Below are 26,912 nucleotides of genomic sequence, written 5' to 3'. Positions count from 1 at the left end.
TCGCTCACATCCGTGAGTGTTATAATGAGTTTTGTCAATCACGTCAAAGCGCAGGATATCAGTGAATTCAACATTTCCCCCCTTGTTTTCCGATGCGTCGCCAGCGCGGCTACGCGAAATTCCTTATAATTACACGTCTTTTTCAGACCGCGAAATTGTTATTCGCTTGTTGGGTGAAGAGAACTGGCTGATTCTGGAATCGCTACGTGGCGAACGGATAACCGGTCGTTCCGCAAAAATGCTTTTTGAGGTGCTGGGAGATATTTGGGCGGTTCAGCGTAATCCTTATCTTGAAGATGATTTACTGGATAATCGTAAACGCCGGAAAGCCTTGCTGACAGCGTTACGTCATCGTCTTAAACAGATGCACAAACGCGATGCCGAAGATGAAAGCGAGCATCCTGATAGGACACGTCGGGTTAACTTGTTGATTGACGCTGCACATCAGGCTGTTAATGCCTTTGAAGCGGATTTTAAACGCACTCAAGAAATGCGTCAGAAAGCCTTGGCTTTACTGGCCAAACATACCCGTAAAGATAACATCTGTTTTGATGGTTTTGCCCGTGTCTCTCACGTTACCGATGCTACTGACTGGCGGGTGGAATATCCTTTTGTCGTTTTGTATCCCTGTACTGAAGAAGAAGTTGGCCATCTGGTACGCGATTGTATTAAATTAGGGCTCACCATTATTCCTCGCGGTGGCGGCACTGGTTATACCGGTGGCGCAGTTCCGCTGACGCTTTATTCTGCGGTGATTAATACCGAAAAATTGATCGATATAGGCCCTGTGGAGCAGGAGACTAGTCTTCCGGGTGTTGATCAGACTTATGCAACGATTAATACCGGTGCCGGTGTAGTGACCCGGCGCGTTATGGATGTGGCTGATAATGCCGGCCTGGTATTTGCCTGTGATCCTACTTCGGCAGATGCGTCCTGTGTGGGCGGTAATGTAGCGATGAACGCCGGTGGTAAAAAGGCGGTACTTTGGGGAACGGCATTGGATAATCTACTGTCCTGGCGAATGGTGACACCGGATGGTAACTGGCTGGATGTCGAGCGATTCAAGCATAATTTGGGCAAGATTCACGATCAGGATCAAGTTACCTTTTTACTCAAGCGTTTTGACGCCAAAAGAAAAAATTTGCTCTCTGAAGAGCGGTTGGTTATTCCTGGCGCAAATTTTCGTAAGGGCGAACTGGGCAAGGACGTTACCGATAAGTTTTTGGGTGGTTTGCCGGGTATCCAAAAAGAAGGCTGCGACGGGATTATCACGTCAGCGCGCTGGATTTTGCATAAGATGCCGGCTTTTACGCGCACTTTCTGTCTGGAATTTTACGGCCAGGTTCGGGAAGCAGTGCCGAGCATCGTTGAGATCCGGGATTATCTGGCGGCCTTGCCTAAAAATGGTGAGCTACGAGTGATGCTGGCCGGTCTTGAACATCTGGATGAGCGCTACGTAAAAGCGGTCGGTTATGCCAGTAAAGCCAAAAATCATGGTCGGCCAAAAATGGTGCTGATTGGCGATATTGTTGGCGACAACGATAAACAAGTGGCTTTGGCGGCTTCCGAAGTGGTACGTTTGTGTAATGCGCGTGATGCCGAAGGGTTTATTGCAGTCAGTCCTGAAACCCGCCAAACTTTCTGGCTGGATCGGGCGCGTACCGCCGCTATCGCCAAACATACCAACGCCTTTAAAATCAATGAAGATGTGGTCATTCCCTTGCCGCGCATGGGCGATTATTGCGACGGTATCGAACGGATCAATATCGAATTATCACTGCGTAATAAATTGCGCTTGTGTCATGCGTTAAGCGACTTTTTGGAAGGCGAATTACCGTTACGTTCTTATGAAAACAGCGTTGGCAAAATTGACCTGATCGGTGACCGGAGAGATCACGCACTAACGGTTGTTGAACAGGTGCGCGAACGCTGGCAGTGGCAGTATGACAATCTTGATTTGCCCTTGCAACAAGCAGACGCGGCTTGCAAGGATCATGGTATCACTGTCGGCGAGTTAACCAATCGCGCCGCGCAGCCAACACTGTTTCATCGTTTGCAGGATCATTCGTTACGCGTATCCTGGAAGCAGGAATTGTTACCGCTGTTAAAAAATATTTTCGAGGGCGATAATTTTCGACCGATCATTGAGCGGATTGATGCCGTGCATAAGGAAGTTTTGCGTGGTCGGGTGTTTGTGGCATTGCACATGCATGCCGGTGACGGTAACGTTCATACCAATTTACCGGTTAACTCTGATCATTACGAAATGCTCCAGGAAGCCAATACCGCTGTGGCGCGTATCATGGCGTTGGCGCGTTCTCTGGGTGGTGTCATTTCAGGCGAGCACGGTATCGGTATTACCAAATACGAATTTCTAAGTACGGAAGAGCTTGCCAGTTTTCACGACTACAAGCAGCGTGTTGATCCTGAAGGCCGCTTCAATCGCGGAAAATTAATGCCGGGTGCCGGTATGGAAGCGGCCTATACGACCTCATTTAGTTTGATGGGTTATGAATCTTTGATTCTGCAACAAAGCGATATTGGAGCGATCTCGGATTCCATCAAAGATTGTCTGCGTTGCGGTAAATGCAAGCCTGTTTGTGCCACGCATGTGCCACGCGCCAACTTGTTATATTCGCCGCGCAATAAAATTCTTGCCACATCACTATTGATAGAAGCCTTTCTTTACGAGGAACAAACCCGGCGCGGTATTTCCATTACCCATTGGAAAGAATTTGAGGATGTAGCGGATCATTGCACCGTGTGTCACAAGTGCTTTAATCCGTGTCCGGTTGACATCGATTTTGGCGATGTATCTATGAATATGCGTAATTTGCTACGCAAAATGGGCAAGCAGAGTTTTAACCCGGTTAAAACGGCAGCGATTGCATTTTTATCAACCGGTCGTCCCAACAGCATTAAGTTTATGCGTAAGTTGCTGATTGAATGGTCTTATAAAGCCCAGCGGATTGGTAACTTTTTGCTTAGGCCGTGGGGCAAGGCGCAACTTGCACAGCCGCCATCATCAACAGGCAAACCGCCAATGCGTGAATTTGTCATTCATTTTACCAACCGGAAAATGCCTGATAACGTACCGTCAAAAACGGCAAGAGCGCTGTTGGGTATTGAGAGCGATCAAATTGTGCCCATCATTCGGGATCGAAACAAAACCCGTGCCGATTCCGAAGCGGTGTTTTATTTTCCGGGTTGCGGCTCTGAACGCTTGTTTTCTCAGGTAGGTCTGGCTACCCAAGCCATGCTCTATGAGATTGGCGTACAGACGGTATTGCCGCCGGGCTATTTGTGCTGCGGTTATCCGCAGCGTGCCGCCGGCCAGTTTGATAAGGCAGAGAAAATATCCACTGATAATCGGGTGCTCTTTCATCGGGTCGCCAATACCTTAAATTATCTGGATATTAAAACTGTCGTGGTTAGTTGTGGAACGTGTTTTGATCAGCTACTGGATTATGAATTTGACAAAATTTTCCCTGGCTGCCGCATGCTCGATATTCATGAATATCTGCTGGAAAAAGGCGTCAAGCTGGAGGGTGTTAATGGCACCCGTTATTTGTATCATGATCCTTGCCACAGTCCGATGAAGCAGCAAGACCCGATGAAGACAGTTAATGCCTTGATCGGTGCCGAGGTGCTTAAATCCGAACGTTGCTGCGGTGAGTCAGGGACTTTAGCGGTTGCACGTCCGGATATTTCAACGCAAGTGCGTTACAGCAAAGCCGTCGAGTTAAAGAACGATACCGGTAAAGTACGCGCCGATGGTTTTGACGGGCCGATTAAGATGCTAACGTCCTGTCCGTCTTGCGTACAAGGTTTACAACGCTTTGAGGATGGCGCGGAGCAACTGGACGTGGATTATATCGTTGTGGAAATTGCCCGGCATGTGTTGGGTAAAAATTGGATGAAAAACTATATTAAGCAGGCAGGAAGTGGCGGTATAGAAAGAGTATTGTTGTGATTTATTTTTTAAAATCGTAATGTGCATTGTGAACTAATTTCCACTATGTTCTTTAACGCACAGACCAAGTTCGGTCTCGTGTGTAGAATCCATAGCCAGTGATCAGAAACAGTATTCAGCACTTCACTTATGACTAACAATTTTTCACCTCTAAAATAGAGAATACAACTATGGCAAATGAAGGTTATCACGAACCGATTAATGAATTATCTGACGAAACACGGGATATGCATCGTGCCATCACTTCATTAATGGAAGAGCTTGAAGCAGTCGACTGGTACAACCAAAGAGTGGATGCGTGCAAAGATAATGAATTGAAAGCCATCCTTGCACATAACCGTGATGAAGAGAAAGAACATGCGGCGATGATCTTGGAATGGATTCGTAGAAGAGATACCAAGCTGGATAAAGAGTTACATGATTATTTATTTACCGATAAACCTATCGCCCATTAATTAAAAACCGGAGAAATAAAATGGCTTTAACTGTACCCAATGTTGTTTTTAAAACGCGTGTTCGTGATGAAAGTTTAGGTGGGGATAACCCTTTTCGTTGGCAAGATGTCAGTACTGATGATGTTTTTAAAGGCAAAAAAATCGTCATATTCTGCTTGCCTGGCGCATTTACACCGACTTGCTCAAGTACCCATGTACCGGGTTACGATGCAAAATATCAGGAAATTATTGATCAGGGCATCGATGAAGTTTATTGTTTAAGCGTTAATGACGCATTTACCATGTTTCAGTGGGGTAAGCACTTAGGCGTTAAGAACGTAAAAATGCTGCCTGACGGTAATGGAGATTTTACCCGGGCTATGGGTATGCTGGTTAAAAAAGAAAACGTGGGCTTTGGTTATCGTTCATGGCGTTATTCCATGCTGGTTGATGATAAAACTATCGTCAAGCTGTTCAGCGAACCCGGAAAAAGTGATAATTGCCCGGACGACCCGTTTACTGTTAGTGATGCTGACACCATGCTTGGTTATTTAAAGCAATAGTTTTTATCTAATGCCAACCGGGTGTGAGTTGATCCACCCGGTTTTTTTATCGCTAATTTTTGATCCAAGAGAGCTCAAATGACCCATTATGATGTTGACCTGTTTGTTATTGGAGCCGGTTCTGGGGGTGTTCGAGCGGCACGAACCGCTGCCGGATTGGGTGTTCGGGTTGCTATTGCCGAAAACCGTTACCTCGGTGGAACTTGTGTTAATGTCGGTTGCGTCCCCAAGAAATTATTCGTTTATGCGTCGCATTTTCGTGAAGACTTTATAGCGGCAAAAGGCTTTGGATGGTCGTTAAATACGCCAGAATTTGATTGGTCGCATTTGCTGGCCCAGAAAAATCAGGAGATTACCCGGCTACAAGGTGTTTACGAAGGTTTACTCAATAATTCCGGTGTTACCCTGATGGAAGGTCAAGCCCATCTGCTTGATGCGCATACCATAAGTATCGGTGAGCGGAAAATCAGTTGCGAACGCATCTTGATTGCTACCGGTGGCTGGCCTTCAGTGCCGGATATTCCCGGCAAGGAATGGGTAGTAACGTCCAATGAAATGTTTGCGTTGTCAACGCTTCCGAAGCGCATTTTAATTGTCGGCGGCGGTTATATTGCCGTTGAATTTGCCGGTATTATGCACGGTATGGGCGTTGCAACAACGCTATGCTATCGTGGCGATAAATTGCTGCGCGGTTTTGATGAGGATGTCCGCGTTTTTGTTGCCGAGGAAATGCAGAAAAAAGGCATCGAGATTCTGTTTAATACGCAAATCAGTTCCATTGAAAAAATCGATACCAGTTTTACTGCCTGTACCGATGAAAATGAGCAACTTGAGTTTGATCTTATTTTATATGCTACCGGCAGGAAACCCAATATTGACGGTTTAGGGCTTGAAACTCTGGGCGTCGAACTGGATGCGAAAGGCGCAATAAAAGTTAATGAGGATTATCAAACCAACATTCCTTCACTTTATGCCTTGGGTGATGTGACCAATCGCATCAACTTGACACCGGTTGCCACAGCTGAAGCAATGGCCCTGGTTAACGGACTTTATACCGATCAATCGACACCGGTTGATTATGATAATATTCCTACCGCCGTTTTTAGCCAGCCTAATATTGGCACCGTGGGGTTAACTGAAAACGAGGCGAAAAATCGTTACCCGGATATTGATGTTTATAAATCTGTTTTTAAACCCATGAAGCATACACTTTCCGGTCTTGACGAGAAGACCCTGATGAAAATGATTGTCAGGCGTAGTACTGATAAAGTACTCGGTATACATATGGTCGGGTCTGATGCCGGTGAAATAATTCAGGGTATGGCTGTTGCGATTCGCGCCGGCGCTACCAAAGCAATTTTTGATTCGACGATAGGGATTCATCCTACTGCCGCTGAAGAGTTTGTTACGATGCGTAATCCTGTCGACTGACAGGAAAAACGATCTGCAGAAAATCAGGTACTACAGTTTGATGGCAACGCTGTAAACCTGATGCTTCGCGTGGTGGCACGTTGCCTAGTCAATAAAAGCTTCCCGCTGAGCCCAAAAACGTTCGGTATTTCCCTTGAACTGAAAGGGGATAAGTCCTTCAGTTTTGGCTTCTTCACCATCAAGAATAGTTACACTGGTTCCGCTTTTTACCACAAGGCACTTGTCGCCGCTGTCCATGATTTCAGCAAAAGCTTTTTCATTATGATCACTAACATATTTAAGCAGTTTTTCATAATCTTCTTTTTTAAGGCAAGCAATCTCGTTTGGTTTGAATGTTGTTTCTTGTAATGCATAAGAAGGCGCACCAAAACAGATGATTATTGCACCTAGTAATAGCTTGATTTTATCCATAAAAGATTCCTCGATTCCTCTTAAGTTTGCTATAGACTGTTAAATTACCGGGTCAGATGGTGTATGGATCAGATCAGTAATAAACACTGGGGAGCTTTTTACCATTCAAGGAAGAGGGCATTTTCAGCTTTTTTTCTCGTACTGCATGAAAAGTTACCAAAATTTAAATCTGTTGTTCTTTTATTTTGATGAGATGTCATCAGTGCTATTTTTCTTGGGTTTATTTTAATCAATTATTAGTAATTATTAAACAATTACACAGGCGAGCTGCCGAATTTGGCTTCGTATTAAAAAATATTGAGTGTGTTTCTTAGGAAGCAGTGGCGTACCTTGCCAAGGAATAATGGTGAGGTACGCCTAGATCAAACAGCATGAGGCCGAGTTTTCAGTTAAATTAATGTGCCGACTCATAAGTATTTCTCGTAGTGCTTACTATGCTTGGCTTGTGAGATTTCAGACGGCTATTGAAAAATCCGAGTGGTTTTATCCGATAGCCTTATTTGGCGCGCTTGGTGGTGTTAAATACAAAAGCTGCAACGACTCCGCGTTTATCAAACTTAATCACGAGGTCTTCAGTGCTGCCGTCACTAAAAAGGCTATAGTAATACTTGGCGTAAGTCCACGTCTTCATGCCATTATCTATACCGGTTCTCCAAGGCGATCCAAATGTGGTGTAAACGTCGTTTTGAGTCGTTGCACCTATGTGGATAGACGATACCTGTCCGGCTGGAAACTCGTGGCCTACAGTAGCACACCCTGAAGACAAGATGAGCATTGATGCTGACAACAATAGAAACAGTGGACGTAGTAATTTAACCGTGTATTGGGTACAAGAGTGTGACGTTTTCATTGATTGGTTACTCGTTAATTAAGTAGCTTATAAGTATTGATTGTATCTTATCCGGCATCGCTATGGGGTATTTGCCGCTATCTTGGAATGGTTTTGTCCAATCAGCAGATACACTGCAGGGACTACAAATAGTGTAAACAAGGTGCCTATGGCTATGCCGGTAGCTATGACCAGTCCTATGTTAAAACGTGACACGGCACCGGCGCCGGTTGCAAAAATAAGCGGCAATACACCCAGTACCATCGCGGCGGTGGTCATTAAAATGGGTCGTAACCGGATACCCGCTGCTGATTCTATTGCCTCACGTTTGGACATGCCTTCTTTTTGTTTGATATTGGCAAATTCGACAATCAGGATACCATGTTTGCTGATTAAGCCCATTAAGGTGACCAAGCCAACTTCAGTATAGATGTTAAGTGTTGCACCACCGATACCTAAGGCAATAAAAACAAGTGCCCCTGCAATCGACATGGGCACCGATACCAGAATAATCAGGGGATCGCGGAAGCTTTCAAATTGTGCAGCCAAAGCCAGAAAAATAATGATCAAAGCAAAGGCAAAAGTAAAAATAAAACCGCTGGACTCATTAACCAGTTGTCGTGATTGTCCTGCGTAATCTATCGAGTAGCCTGGCGGCAATACTTTAGCGGCGATTTCTTTTAACGTATTGATTGAATCTCCCAGCGTCACACCCGGAAAGGGCACGCCGGAAACAACCGCCGCGTTTAATTGCTGAAAGTGATTCAATGATTGCGGTACGGTTTTTGTGCTGATTGTAGCGATGGTTGACAGGGGAACCGTCGAGCCGTCAGCAGCACGAATATAGTAGTTAAGCAACTGATCAGCATTAAGCCTTGATGTTTGCTGTACTTGCGGAATCACTTTGTAGGATCTTCCGGTCATACTGAAATAATTGACGTAACCACCACCCAGAATCGATGCCAGAGACGAGCCGACATCTTGCATGCTAAGACCCAGCAGAGCGGTTTTATTGCGGTCAATTTCCACTTGTGACTGCGGTTTATCGACTTTCAAATCCGTATCAAGGAAGATAAACATGCCGCTTTTTTGCGCTTCCTGCATAAATTGCTGGGTCACGGTGTTTAATTGCTCAAACGATTCGGTTGTGCCGATTACGAACTGCATGGGCAGACCGCTGCTACCCGGTAATGGTGGCGGTTGGAAAGCTGCAACACGCACCCCGGCGATGGCATTCATTTCTTTCTGAATGATGGGCTGTAATTGGCTCGCTGTTTGGGTTCGCTCATCCCAAGGTTTAAGGACTGCACCGGCAATGGACTGCCCAGGTACATTCAGCTGGAAAACGTGATCTGTTTCAGGGTGCTCCATAAACTTTTTAAACACCTCAGCTGCATAAACCAGGCGTTGCTCAAGCGTTGCATCCGGTGCTGCTGTCGACATGGTGATAATGACGCCCTGATCTTCCTGCGGCGCAAGTTCCCGGTTGGAGCTGGTATAAAGAAAGTAAATACTGCCGAGTATGATGACCGCAAAGGCACTGGTCACCGGTAAATAATTAAGTGAGCCGTGTAAGGTTCGTGAATAGATACGCTGCAAGGCAAAGACCCTGCGATCAATAAAATCGACGATACGTTCTTCCCAACCGTTACGGTTAGTTGTATGCGATTTAAGTAACCGCGAACACATCATGGGCGACAATGTTAACGCGACAATGGCGGATACGGTCACTGCCGCGACCACGGTAAAAGCAAATTCCGAGAACAAGGCTCCCGTCAGTCCGCCTTGGAAGCCTACCGGGACATAGACGGCAACCAGCACGATGGTCATGGCGATAATGGGGCCGGTCAGCTCCCGTGCCGCCAATAGTGAAGCCGGAATCGGTTGCATACCGTCTTCAATATGTCGGTTGACGTTTTCGACCACAATAATGGCATCGTCAACGACCAGACCAATGGCAAGCACCAAGGCCAACAGCGTCAGCAAATTAATGGAGAATCCCAGCATCAACATGATGGTAAAGGTGCCAATCAAAGAAAGCGGTATGGCTATAACGGGTATTAGTACCGAACGGGGCGAGCCCAAAAATGCGAAGACAACGAGGGTAACAATTAATAATGCTTCAATAAGGGTATGGACGACCTCATTGATGGAGCTATCAACAAATTTCGTTGAATCGTAGACAATTTTACCGCTGATTCCTTCCGGTAGTTGTGCCTGGATATCAGGAAACACTTCACGCACTCTGGCGATAACTTCCAGCAAATTGGCACTTGAAGCGACCTGAAGTCCAATATAAACAGCCTTGTTGCCATCGAAAGAGACGCTGGACTCGTAATCATCGGCGCCCAAAGAGACATTGGCGACATCCTTTAAGCGAATGATCGCGCCGTCTTTTTGCTTGATAATTAATTGTTCAAATTCAGCAACCGAATGCAAACTGGTTGATGCGGTCAGGTTGACTTGCACCATTTGACCTTTGGTGGTGCCCAGTCCCGCGATAAAGTTGTTCTTGGTTAATGCCGCGCTGACATCAGATGCCGTGAGTCCGTAAGCCGCCAGTTTATTGGGGTCTAGCCAGGCACGCAGGGAAAAGTTTTTACCACCCAATAACTCGGCAGTCTGGATACCTTCTACTGCCTGTAACCTTGGCTGTACCGAGCGAATTAAATAATCCGTTATATTATTGGCGGGCAAGTTTTCGCTGGAAAAGCCGATGTACATTGCATCAATGGTTTCGCCGATTTTCACACTCAAAACCGGCGTTTGTGATTCTGGCGGTAATTGATTAAGTACCGCATTAACCTTGGCATTAATTTCCGTCAGGGCTTTATTGGGATCAAAATTGAGTCGCAAATTGGCCGTTATCGTACTGACACTGTTCTGGCTGGTCGAGGTGATATAATCGATGCCGTTTGCCTGAGCGATGTTGTTTTCCAGCGGCGTTGTGATAAAGCCGGCGATAATGTCCGGGTCAGCGCCATAGTAAGCCGTAGTGACGGTAACGATGGCATTTTCGGTACGCGGGTACTGCAAAACCGGTAATTCACTAAGCGCACGCAAACCCAAGACTAACAGCATCATGCTGACTACCGTAGCCAGGATGGGCCGGCGGATAAAAATATCAGTAAAATTCATGGTGTATTATTGGTCTTTAGGTTGCGGAGTAGCGTCGTTGCTGGGTTGAATAGTATTGTCGACGATAACGGGTGAGCCGTTGCGTAGTTTAATTTGCCCGGTAGTGACTATCGTTTCACCTTCCTTAACACCGGTAAGGACGGCGATTTGATCACCACGTGTATCACCGGTGGTAACAAAACTTTGTTTGGCAATCAGTTTGGGTTTTCCTGCTACGTCCTGACCATCGGTATCGACCCGATAAATGGTAGAACCGAAGGCGTTAAAAGTAATAGTGGTACGCGGCAGCGTGATATAACGTTGCGCCAGTCCGGTGGCAATATTTACGGTGGCGTACATACCGGGCAGTAGTTGGTGATCAGGATTGTTCAGTGTGGCTCTGATCTGAACATTACGGGTGTTAATGTCGACTTTTGGATTAATCACCGTAATGCTGCCAGAAAAGGTTTGTGCGGGATAAACGTCCGTATTGAGAGTGACTTGTTGACCGATTGCCAGTGATTTTAATGCTTGTTGAGGCAGATAAAAGTCTACAAAAACTGTATCCAGAGCCTGTAGGGTGGTAATTGCGGTACCTACCGCAAGATATTGACCGACATCGACGAGTCGAATCCCTAAGCGTCCGGTAAAGGGCGCGCGAATCAGTTTTTTATCGACCAGTGCTTGCTGCTGGGCAATATTGGCAATAGCGATATCCAGGTTTGCCTTGTCTATATCGAGCACTTGCTTGCTGATGGCATTGACACTAAATTGTGCGAGGTCACGATTATAAGTGACACGGGTCAGTTGCGCGGTTGCTTTTAGTGATTCTAGTTTGGCAATATCGTCATAGGCGCGTAATTGCAACAAAGGTGTGCCAACTTTTACGTTATCGCCTTGTTTAAAGTGGATTTTTTCTACGATACCCGCCACTTCCGCACTCATGCTGGCACCTTGAACCGCTTGCAAGCTACCGACTGCTTCCAGTTTTGGCAACCATTCCAAATAGTTGGCTGTTATGGAGGAAACGGTTTGCACCGGCACACCCTGCGACGACATAAATTGCTTGATCATGCGCCCCTTAAAGCTAATGAAACCAAAAATGCCTCCGAGTACAATGCCTACCATGATGAGCATAATGAGCATACGTTTAATCATTGCTGTTTCCTGCCGGGGGGTTGTTTAAACATGAATTTTAAAATAGTGTTAGGGCTCAAGGGTTAAGACAAAAAAAGCATTCATACTTTTTTTCTTTTTTATCCTGGTTCGCCAATAAGGTGGTGTATAACTTCTCGCGGTTCCACCAACCGCCGCCCAGTGCCTGAAATAAGGCGGCGGTGTCGGTATAACGTCTGGTTTGTGCCGCTATTTGGGTAATACGTGCCTGGTGGTAATTACGCTCTGAAATAAGTAGCGGCAGATAGCTGATAGCGCCGATTTTGTATTGCAATTGACTCAGTTCAAGGCTGTCAAACGCAGCCTTTACCGCTGCATCCTGCGCTTTCAAGCCAGTGGCGTCGAACTCTAGTGCGCTCAGGGTATCGGCGACGTTTTGGAAGGCTTGTAATACCGTACTCCGATATTGAGCTGCAGCCTGTTCGTAAGCGGCTATCGCTGCACGCCGTTGATGGATTAGTCCGCCGCCATGAAAGACGGGCTGCAACAGGTTTCCGCCAACGCTCCAGATGGCGCTGCCAGGAACAAATAAATCGCCCATTCGGGTGGCAATGCTGCCTACATTGGCATTGATGGTGAAATCAGGCAGCATATTGGCGGTAGCGACACCGATTTCTGCACTGGCGACATGCAACTGAGCTTCCTGGGCACGAACATCGGGGCGTTGTTGCACCAGTTTTGATGGCAGGCTGAGCGGTAATCCCTCGGGTAGATACAGGTCGGATAGAGTGAATTGGGCGGCCAGTTCAGTGCTGGGTAATTCGCCAGTCAAAACTGTCAAACGATGACGGTTTTGAGCCAGTTGCCGCTGTAACGGCGGCAAAGTCGTTTGCGTTTGTTCGAGTGTGGTTTGCTGTAACAAGACATCGACTTTCGATGCGCCCCCAAATTCGAACTGTTGTTTGATTAGTTCAAGTCCCTTCGCTTGAGCGACGATAATTTCCTCAGTTGCCTTAATTTGGGCTCTTAAAGACGCTTCTTGTATGGCGGTGGTGACGACGTTTGACGCCAGTGTCAGGAAAGTGCCCTCAAGTTGGAAGCGCTGATATTCTGCTTGAGCTTCAAAACCCTCGATTTGTCTTCGAATAGCGCCGAAAGCATCCAGGGTGTAGGCAACCTGAAGCGATCCTGTTGAAAGATTGTAAGCAGGCGCCTCAAACTCAGGATTACCAAATTGCGCACCGGAAATTTTTTGACGTTTGGTTGAGAATGTTGCGTCCAAGGTAGGGAATAAGGAGCTTTCCTGTACAGAAGCTTTTTCTTGGGCTTCTGTTAATGCCGATGAAGCAGCCTGTAAATCAGGATTATGCTTCATTGCTTGTTCAATTAATTTGGTTAAGGCTGGGGAGCGAAATAACGTCCACCATTGCCCTTGTATATCTTTTCCCAATGCTAAAGATTGTGCGGCACCGGACTCTGATGACGTTGTGGTAATAAGGTTTGACGGTTTATCGGTGGTATAACTTTTTGTGTCGGGACTTGAGGGGCTGGTAAAGTCAGGTCCCAGCATACAACCGGAAGCCAACAGTGCAATTAAGCCACTGGCAAGGGTAGTTGTTCGCAAGTTAAGTTTATCAATGGATAAGGTTAAAGGTAAAAGACTGGCTATTTTTTTCATGCAGTCTTTGTCTTTAAGCTGTTTATTAAAAGGTTGGTAACATGTGCTGCAATAACTTCGGGCATCTCGTATTCAGGTTTCCAGCCGGTAAGATTTTTAAGTAGGGGCTGATACTCAACATAATATTGAGTTAAACCTATGATGGAGGTTGCAACCAGATAAGCATCCTGCTCAGGTGCCAATTCAGTGGCCAATTGCATTAATAATGAAAACTGGCTTTTAAAAATGCCTTGCGCCAACAACTGCATTCTTTCGGGATTGGCTTCCAAAATTTCACGTTGCATTAGACGACAAAAATTCTGGTCATTAAGCATGACTTCAACTAATGAACGAATAAACAGCCCCAATTTCTCTTCCGGGGAACAGTCAGTTTGCCAGACCTGAGAAAAAACTTGTTCTTTACCCGAAAAAGCAAAGCGAACGGATTCCAGATAAAGGGAATCTTTATCGGGAAAATGATGGTAAATTGCCGCAACACTCATATCAACTGCCTGAGCTAACTGTCTCATAGACAAGCCCGAATAGCCTTTTTGAGCGAATAAAACAATCGCCATACTTAATATTTTTTCTTTAGAGCTCAAAAAATGTACCTAACAAACGTTCAGTAGGCACATGATATAGGAGAAACGGGGCTTCAGCAATTGTTTTTCATTCACCACGAAGATACGAAGAACATGAAGTTTTCTTTCTTTGGGTCGTCGACCAATTAGCCGAGACAGATACCATTCCTTCAAGGGGAATGGTATCTGTAAGTTCGTTCCGTTTTAAATTGTTAGCCTTCGTGTCTTCGTGGTAATAATCTTTTAAAAAAGATGCCGGATAAGTAGTGATTTCGGCCGTCAACGCCACAAAAGTTTCTGAATACATTTTGATAGATTACAATATCAGGCATTATCCATGTCCGGACAGCTTCTTGGCTGATAATTTATTTTTATCAGACTATCTTCGGACTAAATCGAACACCATGCAAAGTTAAGCAAATGAAAAAATTAAAATGCGCTGTTATCGGGACCGGTTATTTAGGCAAATTCCATGCTGAAAAATATGCCTCCCTGCCTGATTGTGAATTAGTTGCCGTTGTTGATATTAACGAGGCCGCTGCAAAAGCAGTAGCGGACAAGCATGGCGCCAAAGTCTTGACAGATTACCAAGCCTTGTTGGGCGAAGTTGATGCAGTCAGTATTGTTGTACCCACTACCTTGCATCATCTTGTCTCCAAGGACTTTCTTAATGCCGGTGCTCATGTTCTGGTTGAAAAGCCGATTACAGTAACGGTTGCCGAGGCGGATGAGTTAATAGCCATTGCCAAAGCGAAGCATTTGATTTTACAGGTGGGACATCTGGAGCGTTTTAATCCGGCCGTATTAGGTTTGGATAAAGATGAAAAACCGCTGTTTATTGAATCGCATCGTTTATCGCCTTTTAATCCCCGCGCCAACGATGTCAGCGTTGTGCTGGATTTAATGATTCATGACATTGATATTATCTTGGCGTTGGTCGATTCAGAAGTGGAACGTATTGATGCCAGTGGCACGGCAGTACTGACGCAAGGCACGGATATTGCCAATGCCCGGTTGTTATTTAAAAATGGTTGTGTAGCTAATGTAACGGCCAGTCGGATCAGCATGAAGATGGAACGCAAAATGCGGCTGTTCAGACCGAGTTCTTACATCTCTGTTGATTTTCAAAATCGGGTTTTAACCAAATATCGTACCGGTGAAAAAGAAATGTTTCCCGGTATTCCTGAAATCGTTACGGAAGAATCCGTTTTTGAGGGTGGTGACGCACTGCTTGAAGAAATTAAACATTTTGTCAACTGCATCCAAACCGGTGCAAATCCGTTGGTTTCTGGTGAGGCCGGACGACGTGCATTGGCAACAGCGATACAAATCACGCGATTATTAGGCGATAAATAAGTATTAAGGTTAAAGACTAAAGGCTAAAACTAATCTCTATATGGGTTGATCTTTGCCCTTAGCCTTTTGTCTACTTTTCATAGTTATACAATTTTCACTATTAGAAACGCGTTTCTACATACATAAATAAAAAAGGTAATAACAATTATGATACCCATGGTAAACCTGAAGGCTCAATACGTAGAAATAAAAGAAGAAATTGAGCGAGGATTGGCTGAAACAATAGAAAACTGTGCCTTTATATTAGGTCCTAATGTACAGGCTTTTGAAAAAGAAACGGCTGAGTATCTGGGCGTTAAACATGCCATTGGTGTTGCTTCAGGTACCGATGCACTGCATTTGGCGTTAATTGCCGAAGGCATAGGTGCCGGTGATGAAGTGATTACCACAGCGTTTACTTTTATTGCGACAGCCGAAGCCATTAAATATGTGGGTGCAACCCCTGTTTTTGTGGATATAGATCCCAGAACCTTTAATATTTCATCAGAAGCCATAGAAAAAGCCATTACCCCGAAAACCAAAGCTATCATGCCCGTGCATTTGTTTGGTCAACCGGCAGACATGACTGAAATTATGCTGCTTTGCGAGCAACATAATTTAAAGTTGATTGAAGATGCTTGCCAGTCCTTTGGCGCACGCATTAATGGTCAACAAACCGGTGCGATAGGTCATGCAGGAGGGTATAGCTTTTTTCCCAGCAAAAACCTGGGTGCCTTTGGTGATGGCGGTTTGGTGGTTACCAACTCAGATGAAACGGCGGCAAAAATTAAACAACTGCGTAATCATGGCTCAGATGTTCGTTATTATCATGATGTGATTGGCTACAACAGTCGCCTTGATGAAATGCAAGCAGTGATTTTACGAGCCAAATTAAAGCGTATTGATCAATACAATCAGGCGCGTCGTCATGTTGCTCATCTTTATTCAGAGCTAATGGCAGATTTACCTTTAATTACGCCGTATGAAGATGGTTTGGGCGAGCATGTTTATCATCAATATACCTTGCTATCGGATCGTCGTGATGACATTTTAAAAGCCTTGCAGGACAAACAAATTGGCTGTGCGGTTTATTATCCGGTGCCGTTGCATCAGCAAAATGTTTTTAAAGAAGCATGTGCAGGGTTAAGCTTGCCTGTTACCGAAGCTGTTTCGGCTACTTGTTTTTCCTTGCCGATTTGTCCATTTCTTGAAGACGATACGATTAGGGAGATTGTTGGGGTTATTCGAGGTGTTTTGATAGCATAGTTGGCTATCATAGTAGAGACGCGATTTATCGCGTCTCTACGGGGATTGATTTATGGTTGATAGGTATAAAGGCAAATATAGAATTCCTTCTGCTCGATTAAAAAACTGGGACTATGGATCGAATGCCCCTTATTTTGTAACCATTTGTACGGACAATAAAATCTGTTTTTTCGGCAATATTAAAGAAGGAAAAATGTACTTGTCGGATTTGGGGCAGTTGGCAAATAAATATTGGTTGGAAATGGAACAAAAATTTCCATTTGTCGTTTTAGATCATTTTATTGTCATGCCGAATCATGTGCATGGAATAATAAATATTGATAACCCCCTTTCTGATAGTAGAGACGCGATTTATCGCGTCTCAAATAGTGCTGATAATCCAGACGACGTTGATAATCCAGATCCGATTTATCGCGTCTCAAATAGTGCTGACAATCCAGACGCGATAAATCGCGTCTCTACGGTCAGAAATATTGGCGGAGTTACGGGAAATAATAACCCAATGTTGCATGAAAATTTGTCTCGTTTTATAAACTGGTATAAGGGTAGATGTTCTTTTGAAATGAGAAAAATTAATACAAAATTTTCCTGGCAGCCACGTTTTCATGAACATGTTATTCGTAATGAAGAGGATTATTTAAAAATTGCTGAATATATTCAAAATAACCCACGAAAATGGCAAGAAGATAAATATTATGCGTCAATTTAACATTAAATTAATACGACCATCATCTGCCTGATATGCAATTGCTCGCCACTGAAACAGTGCTCAAGCAGGCAGAAATGATTGCCAATGAATTGGCTATTAATTAGTTTATAGCCCAGGGAAACTTACCCATGTCTCAAAAATCCCCTTTAACGATAATGTTCAGCGCCGGAGAATCTTCCGGTGACCAACATGCTGCCAATATGTTTTTGGAGCTGAAAAAACAGCAGCCTAACCTTAAGGGTTTGGGTATGGGTGGTGCAAAAATGGCGCAGGCGGGTATTGATATTCGCTATGACTCAGGGTCTATCGGTGTCATCGGCGTGGTTGAGGTAATCACGCACTATGGTGAGATTCGTCGGGCGTTAAAGTTGATGCAACAACTGGTTTCAACTGAACGCCCTGATTTACTGGTGTGTGTTGATTACAAAGAATTTAATCTTAAATTGGCGCGTTACGCCAAGCAACTCGGTATCAAAGTCTTGTTTTATGTGAGTCCGCAAGTGTGGGCATGGCGTCCCGGTCGGGTAAAAACGTATGGCAAGGCGATTGATATGATGGCGGTGATATTTCCGTTTGAAACTGCTTATTATGATGCCGAGAACGTGCCGGTACGTTATGTGGGTCATCCTTCAGTTGATAAAGTCCATCCTCAGCATAGTCGAGCTGAAGATATTGTACATTTTGGTTTGGATGAAAAAAAACCGGTGGTTGGTTTACTACCGGGTAGTCGTGCCAACGAAATTAACCGCATGTTGCCGGTCATGTTGGCAGCAGCTGAAATTTTACAGTCCAGCTTGCCGGATAGTCAGTTTATATTGCCCCAAGCAGATTCAATCAGTGATGAATTGCTTGATCAATACTTGCGTTTGTCACCGCTTAAAATTACAGTGATAAAAAACCAGCCTTATGATGTTATTCAGTGCTGCGATGCGGTGATGACAACTTCAGGGACAGCAACCTTGGAAATTGCCTTATTAACAGTGCCTATGGTAATTGCTTACAAACTTTCCATGCTAACTTACTGGTTGGGACGCTGGCTAGTTAATATATCTTTTATAGGTTTACCGAATATTATTTTGGGTAAGGGCTTTGTCAAAGAGCTTATTCAACATGAGGCGACTGCCGATAATCTGGCCGCAGAAGTTAAACGGATATTAACCGACAAACCTTATGCTGATGAAATACGTGCCAATTTGATTTTGGTAAAGCAGCAATTAGGGCAGGGCGGTGGTTCAAAAAATATGGCGCAACTGGCCTTGGAGATGTTGGAGCAAGGTTAAAGTTAAAGGTTAATGGCTGGTTTCAAGCATGCACTTGATTTTATCGAAGGGCAAGGTGGTTTCCCGCGAACTCGTAAGGCATGTCAGAAACGTTTGCTTTGCTTGTACTTAAAAAAATTATAGTCCAGCCTGTAAGGTAACTCATAACCTTACAAAAAAAATGGTGATGTCAGTATTCATGATTAAGGGTAAAATCAGTCATTCTCTAAATCAATTACGCAAAATAGGGTTGTTATACTTTTTGTTTATCACAGGGCAGTCTAATGAAAAATCAGCAAACACTTACGATTGATGGAAATCAGGCTGCCGCGACGGTAGCCCATAAACTTAACGAAGTCATCGCCATTTACCCGATAACCCCGTCGTCCAATATGGGGGAATGGGCCGATGAATGGTCATCTCGCGGACAGGTCAATTTATGGGGCACAGTGCCTCAAGTGACCGAAATGCAAAGCGAAGCAGGAGCTGCCGGAGCCATTCATGGTGCTTTGCAGGCAGGTTCAATGGCGACGACTTTTACCGCCTCACAAGGTTTGCTGTTAATGTTGCCTAATATGTACAAAATTGCCGGTGAGTTAACGCCGACGGTATTTCATATTGCCGCCCGTTCGCTGGCTTGTCAGGGTTTGTCTATTTTTGGTGACCATAGCGATGTCATGTCGGCACGGATGACCGGTTTTGGGATGCTGTGTTCTAATTCGCCGCAGGAAGTGATGGACTTTGCGTTGATTGCCCATGCCGTAGCATTGGAAAGCCGTATTCCGTTAATGCATTTTTTTGATGGTTTTAGAACTTCCCATGAAGTCGCTAAAATAAACTTACTGGATGATGCCGTACTACGGGCAATGATCAAGGAAGAGTGGGTGACCGCCCATAGAAGTCGAGCCTTAACCCCAGATAAGCCGGTGCTGCGTGGTACTGCCCAGAATCCTGATGTGTATTTTCAGGCACGGGAATCGGTTAATGCTTATTATCAAGCGATGCCGAGCATTGTACAGAATGCAATGGACCGCTTTGCCGAGTTGACAGGCCGCTCATATCGCTTGTTTGAATATTCAGGTTCGGCACAGGCTAAACGCGTTATCGTTATTATGGGGTCTGGTGCCGAAGCGGTAGCGGAAACCATCGATTATCTTAATTGTCAGGGTGAATCGGTCGGCTTACTTAAAGTGCGATTATATCGGCCCTTTGATGCGAAAAGTCTGCTTGCGGCATTGCCGGAGACTTGCCAATCAATTGCTGTTTTGGATCGAACCAAAGAGCCTGGTGCTGATGGTGAGCCACTGTATAAGGATGTTTTGGGTGCTCTCGCGCAGGACTATATTAGCGGTGCGGCCCGGTTTTCAGTATTGCCGAAAGTAGTGGGTGGTCGTTATGGTCTGTCTTCCAAAGAATTTACCCCCGGTATGATCAAGGCGATCTTTGATGAGTTGAAACAGCCACAACCAAAAAATAATTTCACCATCGGTATCCATGATGATGTCACGCATACAAGTCTGGATTGGGATGCAAGTTATCGTACCGATGCTCTTGGTGATACTTTTCAGGCCATGTTTTACGGCTTGGGTAGTGACGGTACCGTAAGCGCCAATAAAAATACCATTAAAATTATCGGTGAAGCGACTGAGTTGTATGCACAGGGTTATTTTGTTTATGACTCGAAAAAATCCGGTGCGATTACCGTCTCGCATTTGCGTTTCGGTCCTAATCCGATACGCTCCACTTATCTGATTGCCGAAAACGATGCCAATTTTATTGGCTGTCATCAGACGATTTTTCTGGAGCGTTACGATATGCTCGCTAACGCCGCCGATGACGCAGTATTTTTACTGAACAGCCCTGAGTCAGTCGAACAGGTTTGGGCATCGCTACCTGCCAAAATGCAGCAGCAGATGATTGCCAAAAAAATTCGCTTCTATGTTATTGACGGTTATGCTGTCGCCGAAAAAAGCGGCATGGGCAAGCGCATTAATACCATCATGCAGACTTGTTTTTTTGCCATATCTGGTGTGTTACCGCAGACCGATGCCATTACTGCGATTAAACATGCTGTCGAAAAAACCTATGGCAAAAAAGGTCAGCGTGTTGTTGAACTTAATTTTAAGGCTATTGATGAAACACTGGCCAGTTTGCATCCCGTTCCATTGCCCACAACGGTTAGCAGTCTGTTCGATATTACCTCAACGATTACCGATGCGGCACCTGATTTTGTTAAACGGGTAACAGGTGAAATTATTGCCGGACGAGGTGATGCCTTGCCCGTGAGTGTTATGCCGATTGATGGTACTTTTCCAACCGGTACGGCGGCTTTTGAAAAACGAAATTTAGCCTTGGAAATTCCGGTTTGGGAAACCGATTTGTGTACCCAATGCGGAAAATGCGTGATGGTGTGTCCACATTCGGTTATTCGCAGCAAGATTTTTTCAACAGATATTTTGGCTGATAGTCCTGAAACCTTTAAGCATACGCCAATGTTGGGTAAAGACTTTCCTGCCGGTTTGGAAATGAGCTATCAGGTTGCGCCGGAAGATTGCACCGGCTGTACGTTGTGTGTTGATATTTGTCCGATTCGTGATAAATCCAATGCCAGTCGTAAAGCCTTAAATATGCAGCCTCAGCCACCGCTAAGGGAAGCCGAGCGAGACAACTGGGATTTCTTTTTATCGATACCTGAATATGATCGACGCTTGTTAAAAACCAATACCATAAAAGGGGCAATGGTTTTGCAACCGTTGTTTGAATTTTCTGGTGCTTGCGTCGGTTGTGGTGAAACGCCTTACATTAAATTGGCTTCGCAGTTGTTTGGTGATCGTATGGTGATTGCCAATGCAACGGGTTGCTCTTCAATTTATGGCGGTAATTTGCCAACAACGCCGTGGACCAAAAATCCGGAAGGTCGTGGTCCTGCGTGGAGCAATTCGTTATTTGAAGATAATGCCGAATTTGGTTTGGGAATGCGCATCGCTTTGGATAAACAAAACGACTATGCCAAAGAACTGGTGGCCTCTCTGCGCGATCAGTTAGGTAGTGAGTTGGTTGATGCCATTTTAAACGCCGACCAGTCTGATGAAGCAGGAATTTACGAACAGCGTGAACGGGTTGCGACACTTAAACAGAAATTACCGTCCCTGATTAATCAGGTCGATCAGGTTGGGCAATCTGCCCAAACCTTGCTCCAGTTGGCGGACAGTTTAAGCAAAAAAAGTGTCTGGATTATTGGTGGTGACGGTTGGGCTTATGACATCGGTTTTGGCGGGGTCGATCATGTGTTGGCCAGTGGCCGTAATGTTAACATTCTGGTTCTTGATACCGAGGTTTATTCCAATACCGGTGGGCAAACGTCAAAATCAACGCCGTTGGGTGCCGTGGCAAAATTCTCGGCTGGCGGTAAAGCAACAGCCAAAAAAGATTTGGCTTTGTTGGCAATGGATTATAGTAATGTCTATGTCGCCCATGTTGCCTATGCCGGTAAAGATACCCAAACCCTCAATGCGTTTTTGGAGGCCGAAGCTCATGATGGACCGTCTATTATCATCGCTTATGCACCTTGTATCGCTCACGGCGTGGATATGTCCAATAATCACAGGCAGCAAAATTTAGCGGTTAAAAGTGGACATTGGCCGTTATTTCGCTTTGACCCCGGCAAAGCCAAAGCGGGTAAAAACCCGATGCATCTTGATTCTGCGGAACCGTCAATCCCTTACCGCGATTTTGTAAAAACTGAAACCCGATTTAGCATGTTGTGGCAAACGCATCCGGAAGCGGCCGAGCGTTTTCTGGCACAGGCACAGCAAGATGTTAAAAATCGCTATCGTTACTACAAACAATTATCCGAGCTGGAATGGAACGAAGCTACCAGTGTTTCAGCGGTAAAAGCGCAACTTAAAAACGATACTGCCAAGGAGAGTGACAATGGTTGATTTAACGACAAATTACATAGGCTTAAAACTGGCGAATCCGTTAGTCCCGTCAGCATCGCCATTGAGTAAAGATGTGGGGAGTGCCCGTAGACTGGAAGATGCCGGTGCCTCGGCGTTGGTGATGTATTCGCTGTTCGAAGAAAAAATCGAAGCTGAAGCACAGCAAATGGAACGGTTTTTTTATCAACAATCCTTGGGACATGGTGAAGCAGACTCGTTTCACCCCGTACCGGATAATATTCAAACTTATCAGGAACAGTATCTGGAGCAACTGCAAAAAATCAAGTCAGCGCTGGCGATTCCGGTTATTGCCAGTTTAAACGGTACGTCTTTGGGTGGCTGGGTTGAATACGGCAAGCAATTGCAACAGGCCGGTGCTGATGCCTTGGAATTAAATGTTTATCATGTTGCAGCCAATATCGAAGAAAGTAGCGATGCTGTCGAAAATCGTTATCTGGATATATTGCGGGAGTTAAAAGGTCACGTCAATTTACCGATCACGATGAAATTGTCTTCCCAGTTTAGTTCGCCCATTCATTTTGCACGACGATTGGAAGCTGCGGGTGCCGATGGGATTGCGCTATTTAATCGTTTTTATCAGCCCGATATTGATCTGGAAACGCTGGAAGTACTACCCAAGCTGGAGCTGTCAACGTCATCAGAAGCTTTGTTGCGTATACGCTGGACGGCTTTATTGTATGGTCGCACCAAGCTTTCTCTGGCGGTTACCGGTGGTTTTCACGAAACACCGGATATATTGAAAGCGTTATTGGCGGGAGCCGATGTCGTGCATCTTTGCAGCGTATTACTCAAACAAGGCGTGGGTCGTTTAACTGAAATGTTGACTGAAATGGAACAGTGGTTGGCTGAGCATGAATATGAGTCAATCAACCAGTTAAAGGGCAGCGTCAGCCAGCAACACGCCATTGATCCCGCCGCTTATGAACGTGCCAATTATGTACAGATCCTGGATAGTTATTCCAGCCCTGCGGGCGTGTTGAGGTAGTTTTGGGTTTATTATTAATGAAGTGGGTAATTCACCATTATTTGAAAGTAAGTTAATCTGTTCAAGGATGAAAATAATTAATTTTTATCCAGGTAAGTACAATGATAGCAATCATTATTGTGGGAATAAATAGCTGAAACCGTTTATCTATCAGGTCAATTTTATCAATAAGCAGTGCTTTCTCGGATTCCGGAGCAAGGTTTATTTTATTGGATCCCCACAGAAAAAGTATGAATGTAATTAATATAGCGAAGTAACAACAGTTATAAACCGAATCTATAAAGGTAATATAAGCGATATCCGGCAATTTTTCTCTATAACCTTGCTGCAGAAAGATTAACGTAAGTAATGCTGTCGGTGGTACTCCCAGACGAACATCCCAAAGGGATGAAGATAACGTGGGTGATAAAAGAACCAATAACATGACAATTGTTAATGGTAAAAACTGTGATAACAATCCTGAGTTGACAGATTGTTTATAAGTGGTCTGAAATATTACTTGACTGGTACTGATAGGCTTTGTCTCCATGATTGTCGAGCCAAAACTACTGCCGTATACATGTGTTTTAGAAAAAACATTAAAAGCAATAGTATTGTAACCAGTCAGGTCAATATAGTTCCCGATACCTGATGCCAATTGATCTGGTTCCAAGTATAAATCATGAATGCTTTTGTCTGTTTTGATTTCATTCAAGTCAGTCAATTCAAATATAACAGGTATTTTTAAGGTCTCGAATGGAAATTTATAAAAAGAAATATCATTTATATAAAAATGACCTGAGAATTTAAAGCCTTGACGATAATGGCCATTTTTTAGTTTGATAGGGTCATCATGAAATTGCTCCAATTTGAAGTCCCAATTATCAATTTGATTAGCAAAATTTAACCATTTATCAGGCGTTAGTTTTCGAGATTGAAAAAATTCTTCTGCTTTTTCAGACCATGTAACCCAAACCCAACCGTTGGCATCGAATGTTTTATTATCAATAGAAAGGTTATAAATGTTATCGATATAACTACCGATCTGAATAGATGAGTCAGGGGATCTGGTTGAAGTTGCAACAACCGATATTATTTGATCCTTGGATTGAATTTTATGTGCGTCAAAATAATTTAATTGAATTAATACCATTAATATAATAGTTAAAATCAAAACAGTAGCAAAAGGTACTATTACGTAATAATCGGATTTATTTAACTTTAAATGATTCATGCTCTTTATGAGATAACCTGGATGCGGGATAAGAGAAGTTGGCAGCTTTTATAAAAAGCTGAAAAAATATAAATGACCAAGACTATATATTTAAAAAAATTGCTGATTGATAATTCTAACGCAATCATTTTGTGATGTGGATTATTTTTATAAGACATTTATTCCGGAATGAAAAAAACGTTAATAGTCTCGTCGGCGGGAATATGTCTTTTTGAGCCTAAACGAGAACAAGTGTTTCAGGCATGCTTCTGTATGACTATAGACTTTCAGAAATTAAATTTCTAATTTATATCACTGTAAGCTCATACAGATAACATCCCTTGAAGGGATGGTATCTGTCAACATGGAAATTATTTATCTGAATATCTATATTTACCGCAGATCTAATTATCCAACATGATCGATAATGATTTTGAGGGCATCGCAATGCCAAAAAAGCCGGTAGAAGCAAAAGAAGAAATTGATAGAAAGAAACCTATTCAACATTTGTAACATAGGCTCGATGAGTTTGTTCGTCGTGAATTGTCATTTTTTGAGTCAGAAGACATGTCACAGGAATTGAGAGAACAGTTTTGGGAGTATGTAGTGGACTACAAGAAATTTGAAAGAATCACGTCTTTTGACTTGCTGGTGCAAGGCGGTGTGACGTTGCCAGCTCCGGAAGCATTGGATGATATGCAACTGAACGCCAAGTTGTGGGAAGTGATACGCGGCTTGGCTTTGCTGCGCATATTTCTTTATAGTACCAACCATCTCAGTGATCGCGAACTGTATGAGGAATTATGGCATGAGGAGTTGCGGGTGGAAAATCCGGATATGCCAATCGATAAAAACTATGCTTGTCACATCGACTTGGTAGGTAGTGGTAGCGAGGAGGATGCCGAACTTTATCTGCGCTACTACGCTGATGAAGAAACCCGGAATCAGTGGGCTAAAGACTGGCCGAACGATATTATTCCGGCGCATGAAGCTCCACCCTATGACCGTGATCGGTATTTGCCGACTCGCGATCAGTATTAATTTAATGTGTAAAACCACGAAAAAACAAGGTAAAATCTTCGTGATCTTCGTGTCTTCGTGGTGAACAGCTTTTTATAAAATTTGTAAAATTTATTACGTTAAGTACAACGCTTTTAATTAATTGAGAGTCATCACCTTAGCGATAGCCATTTTTCAACGACTTAACTTTCTTGCCGTATAATTAACCTTTTTTGATTGATAAGGTTATCCCAAGATGTCTATTTCGCTTGTTGAACTTGAAGACGTGGTCCGCGAAGCAGGATCCATTGCATTGACTTACTTTAAAGACTTAAAAAATGTTGAAGTTAACAAAAAAAGCCCGCGAGATTTTGTTACTGCGGCGGATATTGCGGTTGAGGCTTTTTTAAAAGAAACGCTTACCACAAAGTACGCGGAATATGGTTTTTGGGGCGAAGAGAGTGGCCAAAGCGCTAACCAAACCAATCGGTGGATAGTCGACCCTATCGATGGTACCCATTCATTTTCAAGAGGGCAATATTTTTGGGGTGTCAGTGTTGCCCTGGAGATTGATCAAGAACTGATGATGGGAGCGGTTTATGCACCGGCTTTAAATGATTATTACTGTGCCGAAAAGGGCAAGGGTGCTTTTAAAAATGGTCTGCCAATCACGGTTTCCTCAGAAAGTAATCTCGCCGATGCGATGGTGGGTACCGGCTTTGCCTGCCTGCGCTCTTACCTGGAAGACAATAACTTGGAACGCTTTGGCAGAATTGCGCAAAACACCACGGGCCAGCGACGTTTTGGCTCGGCAGCCGTGGATTTATGTCTGGTCGCCGATGGTCAGCTTGATGCTTTCTGGGAGCAGGAATTAAATCTGTATGATGTTGCTGCCGGTGCTTTAATAGCCAAGGAAGCAGGCGCAAGCGTGACTGATTTTAAAGGCAATGAAGGTCTGTTCCCCAAAGAGGTTTTGGTCACTAATGGTAAGGTTCTTGGTCAGATTCTGCCATTGATGTAATGGGTGGCAACAGGTCGATAGATATAGAGCCATGAATTAATTACGTAGGGCGTGCCGGGCGCGCCTTAGCTT

At 44.3% G+C, this 26,912-nt stretch carries 19 protein-coding genes; 12 read left to right on the top strand and 7 right to left on the bottom strand.

From position 1 onward, the window contains the following. The first annotated feature begins 61 nt into the window (after positions 1-61). From N7974_RS14860 to gor, 4 genes are all read left to right on the top strand, one after another. On the top strand, positions 62-3,973 hold the full coding sequence (locus N7974_RS14860; protein ID WP_262966375.1) for an FAD/FMN-binding oxidoreductase: 3,912 nt from the start codon (positions 62-64) through the stop codon (positions 3,971-3,973). 170 nt (positions 3,974-4,143) lie between these two features. Next, entirely contained in the window at positions 4,144-4,428 is a 285-nt protein-coding gene (locus tag N7974_RS14855; RefSeq protein WP_262966374.1) for an encapsulin-associated ferritin-like protein, read from the top strand. 20 nt (positions 4,429-4,448) lie between these two features. Beyond that, the gene (locus N7974_RS14850) at positions 4,449-4,970 is read left to right on the top strand and encodes a peroxiredoxin (protein ID WP_262966373.1); all 522 of its coding nucleotides are present in this window, start codon (positions 4,449-4,451) and stop codon (positions 4,968-4,970) included. Between the two features lie 78 nt (positions 4,971-5,048). Next, entirely contained in the window at positions 5,049-6,401 is a 1,353-nt protein-coding gene (gene gor, locus N7974_RS14845) for a glutathione-disulfide reductase (protein ID WP_262966372.1), read from the top strand. An 84-nt stretch (positions 6,402-6,485) separates the two neighbouring features. On the opposite strand, the gene N7974_RS14840 is transcribed toward gor, so the two are convergent. The 6 genes from N7974_RS14840 to N7974_RS14815 all read right to left on the bottom strand — a co-directional run bounded on the left by N7974_RS14840 (position 6,486) and on the right by N7974_RS14815 (position 14,133). Continuing rightward, positions 6,486-6,812, bottom strand: coding sequence for a hypothetical protein (locus N7974_RS14840; RefSeq protein WP_262966371.1), 327 nt, complete (start codon positions 6,810-6,812; stop codon positions 6,486-6,488). 496 nt (positions 6,813-7,308) lie between these two features. Next, positions 7,309-7,662, bottom strand: a complete 354-nt coding sequence (gene bamE / locus N7974_RS14835; protein ID WP_317451615.1) for an outer membrane protein assembly factor BamE domain-containing protein — start codon at positions 7,660-7,662, stop codon at positions 7,309-7,311. Between the two features lie 60 nt (positions 7,663-7,722). Continuing rightward, complete coding sequence (locus N7974_RS14830; RefSeq protein WP_262966370.1) at positions 7,723-10,779, bottom strand: efflux RND transporter permease subunit; 3,057 nt, start codon at positions 10,777-10,779, stop codon at positions 7,723-7,725. A gap of 6 nt (positions 10,780-10,785) precedes the next feature. Then, entirely contained in the window at positions 10,786-11,916 is a 1,131-nt protein-coding gene (locus N7974_RS14825) for an efflux RND transporter periplasmic adaptor subunit (RefSeq protein ID WP_262966369.1), read from the bottom strand. Between the two features lie 55 nt (positions 11,917-11,971). Then, positions 11,972-13,552, bottom strand: coding sequence for an efflux transporter outer membrane subunit (locus tag N7974_RS14820; RefSeq protein WP_262966368.1), 1,581 nt, complete (start codon positions 13,550-13,552; stop codon positions 11,972-11,974). Continuing rightward, positions 13,549-14,133, bottom strand: a complete 585-nt coding sequence (locus tag N7974_RS14815) for a TetR/AcrR family transcriptional regulator (RefSeq protein WP_262966367.1) — start codon at positions 14,131-14,133, stop codon at positions 13,549-13,551. The genes N7974_RS14820 and N7974_RS14815 overlap by 4 nt, the downstream gene beginning before the upstream one ends. A 399-nt stretch (positions 14,134-14,532) precedes the next feature. Between N7974_RS14815 and N7974_RS14810 the strand changes: the two genes are divergently transcribed. The 6 genes from N7974_RS14810 (at position 14,533) to N7974_RS14785 (ending at position 23,628) form a co-directional block, all read left to right on the top strand. Further along, positions 14,533-15,468 (top strand): Gfo/Idh/MocA family protein, encoded by a 936-nt coding sequence (locus tag N7974_RS14810; RefSeq protein ID WP_262966366.1) that lies wholly within the window; start codon positions 14,533-14,535, stop codon positions 15,466-15,468. A gap of 147 nt (positions 15,469-15,615) precedes the next feature. Further along, complete coding sequence (locus N7974_RS14805) at positions 15,616-16,713, top strand: DegT/DnrJ/EryC1/StrS family aminotransferase (protein WP_262966365.1); 1,098 nt, start codon at positions 15,616-15,618, stop codon at positions 16,711-16,713. Positions 16,714-16,765: 52 nt separating this feature from the next. Then, the gene (locus tag N7974_RS14800; RefSeq protein ID WP_262966364.1) at positions 16,766-17,422 is read left to right on the top strand and encodes a transposase; all 657 of its coding nucleotides are present in this window, start codon (positions 16,766-16,768) and stop codon (positions 17,420-17,422) included. A 128-nt stretch (positions 17,423-17,550) separates the two neighbouring features. After that, positions 17,551-18,702 (top strand): lipid-A-disaccharide synthase, encoded by a 1,152-nt coding sequence (lpxB, locus tag N7974_RS14795; RefSeq protein WP_262966363.1) that lies wholly within the window; start codon positions 17,551-17,553, stop codon positions 18,700-18,702. A 263-nt stretch (positions 18,703-18,965) separates the two neighbouring features. Beyond that, a complete protein-coding gene (nifJ, locus tag N7974_RS14790) occupies positions 18,966-22,622 on the top strand; it encodes a pyruvate:ferredoxin (flavodoxin) oxidoreductase (protein ID WP_262966362.1) in 3,657 nt (1,218 codons plus the stop codon). Continuing rightward, positions 22,615-23,628, top strand: a complete 1,014-nt coding sequence (locus tag N7974_RS14785; RefSeq protein WP_243218835.1) for a dihydroorotate dehydrogenase-like protein — start codon at positions 22,615-22,617, stop codon at positions 23,626-23,628. The genes nifJ and N7974_RS14785 overlap by 8 nt, the downstream gene beginning before the upstream one ends. Positions 23,629-23,689: 61 nt before the next feature. On the opposite strand, the gene N7974_RS14780 is transcribed toward N7974_RS14785, so the two are convergent. Next, the gene (locus N7974_RS14780) at positions 23,690-24,841 is read right to left on the bottom strand and encodes a ligand-gated ion channel (RefSeq protein WP_262966361.1); all 1,152 of its coding nucleotides are present in this window, start codon (positions 24,839-24,841) and stop codon (positions 23,690-23,692) included. Between the two features lie 546 nt (positions 24,842-25,387). Between N7974_RS14780 and N7974_RS14775 the strand changes: the two genes are divergently transcribed. After that, the gene (locus N7974_RS14775; protein ID WP_262966360.1) at positions 25,388-25,861 is read left to right on the top strand and encodes a hypothetical protein; all 474 of its coding nucleotides are present in this window, start codon (positions 25,388-25,390) and stop codon (positions 25,859-25,861) included. Between the two features lie 214 nt (positions 25,862-26,075). Beyond that, positions 26,076-26,840, top strand: coding sequence for an inositol monophosphatase family protein (locus N7974_RS14770; RefSeq protein ID WP_262966359.1), 765 nt, complete (start codon positions 26,076-26,078; stop codon positions 26,838-26,840). Positions 26,841-26,912: the final 72 nt, after the last annotated feature.

Origin of the sequence: Methylobacter psychrophilus, assembly GCF_025583945.1 — a bacterium.
Lineage (GTDB): Bacteria > Pseudomonadota > Gammaproteobacteria > Methylococcales > Methylomonadaceae > Methylobacter_C > Methylobacter_C psychrophilus.
Note: the sequence above shows the minus strand (reverse complement) of the source record. Positions and strands in the feature narration are given on the sequence as shown.

What these genes read in the sequence shown, in the direction of transcription:
- N7974_RS14855 (WP_262966374.1), top strand. Translation starts at nt 4,144, where the DNA reads ATGGCAAATGAAGGTTATCACGAACCGATTAATGAATTATCTGACGAA.
- N7974_RS14850 (WP_262966373.1), top strand. Translation starts at nt 4,449, where the DNA reads ATGGCTTTAACTGTACCCAATGTTGTTTTTAAAACGCGTGTTCGTGAT.
- gor (WP_262966372.1), top strand. Translation starts at nt 5,049, where the DNA reads ATGACCCATTATGATGTTGACCTGTTTGTTATTGGAGCCGGTTCTGGG.
- N7974_RS14840 (WP_262966371.1), bottom strand. Translation starts at nt 6,812, where the DNA reads ATGGATAAAATCAAGCTATTACTAGGTGCAATAATCATCTGTTTTGGT.
- bamE (WP_317451615.1), bottom strand. Translation starts at nt 7,662, where the DNA reads ATGAAAACGTCACACTCTTGTACCCAATACACGGTTAAATTACTACGT.
- N7974_RS14830 (WP_262966370.1), bottom strand. Translation starts at nt 10,779, where the DNA reads ATGAATTTTACTGATATTTTTATCCGCCGGCCCATCCTGGCTACGGTA.
- N7974_RS14825 (WP_262966369.1), bottom strand. Translation starts at nt 11,916, where the DNA reads ATGATTAAACGTATGCTCATTATGCTCATCATGGTAGGCATTGTACTC.
- N7974_RS14820 (WP_262966368.1), bottom strand. Translation starts at nt 13,552, where the DNA reads ATGAAAAAAATAGCCAGTCTTTTACCTTTAACCTTATCCATTGATAAA.
- N7974_RS14810 (WP_262966366.1), top strand. Translation starts at nt 14,533, where the DNA reads ATGAAAAAATTAAAATGCGCTGTTATCGGGACCGGTTATTTAGGCAAA.
- N7974_RS14805 (WP_262966365.1), top strand. Translation starts at nt 15,616, where the DNA reads ATGATACCCATGGTAAACCTGAAGGCTCAATACGTAGAAATAAAAGAA.
- N7974_RS14800 (WP_262966364.1), top strand. Translation starts at nt 16,766, where the DNA reads ATGGTTGATAGGTATAAAGGCAAATATAGAATTCCTTCTGCTCGATTA.
- lpxB (WP_262966363.1), top strand. Translation starts at nt 17,551, where the DNA reads ATGTCTCAAAAATCCCCTTTAACGATAATGTTCAGCGCCGGAGAATCT.
- nifJ (WP_262966362.1), top strand. Translation starts at nt 18,966, where the DNA reads ATGAAAAATCAGCAAACACTTACGATTGATGGAAATCAGGCTGCCGCG.
- N7974_RS14785 (WP_243218835.1), top strand. Translation starts at nt 22,615, where the DNA reads ATGGTTGATTTAACGACAAATTACATAGGCTTAAAACTGGCGAATCCG.
- N7974_RS14780 (WP_262966361.1), bottom strand. Translation starts at nt 24,841, where the DNA reads ATGAATCATTTAAAGTTAAATAAATCCGATTATTACGTAATAGTACCT.
- N7974_RS14775 (WP_262966360.1), top strand. Translation starts at nt 25,388, where the DNA reads ATGTCACAGGAATTGAGAGAACAGTTTTGGGAGTATGTAGTGGACTAC.
- N7974_RS14770 (WP_262966359.1), top strand. Translation starts at nt 26,076, where the DNA reads ATGTCTATTTCGCTTGTTGAACTTGAAGACGTGGTCCGCGAAGCAGGA.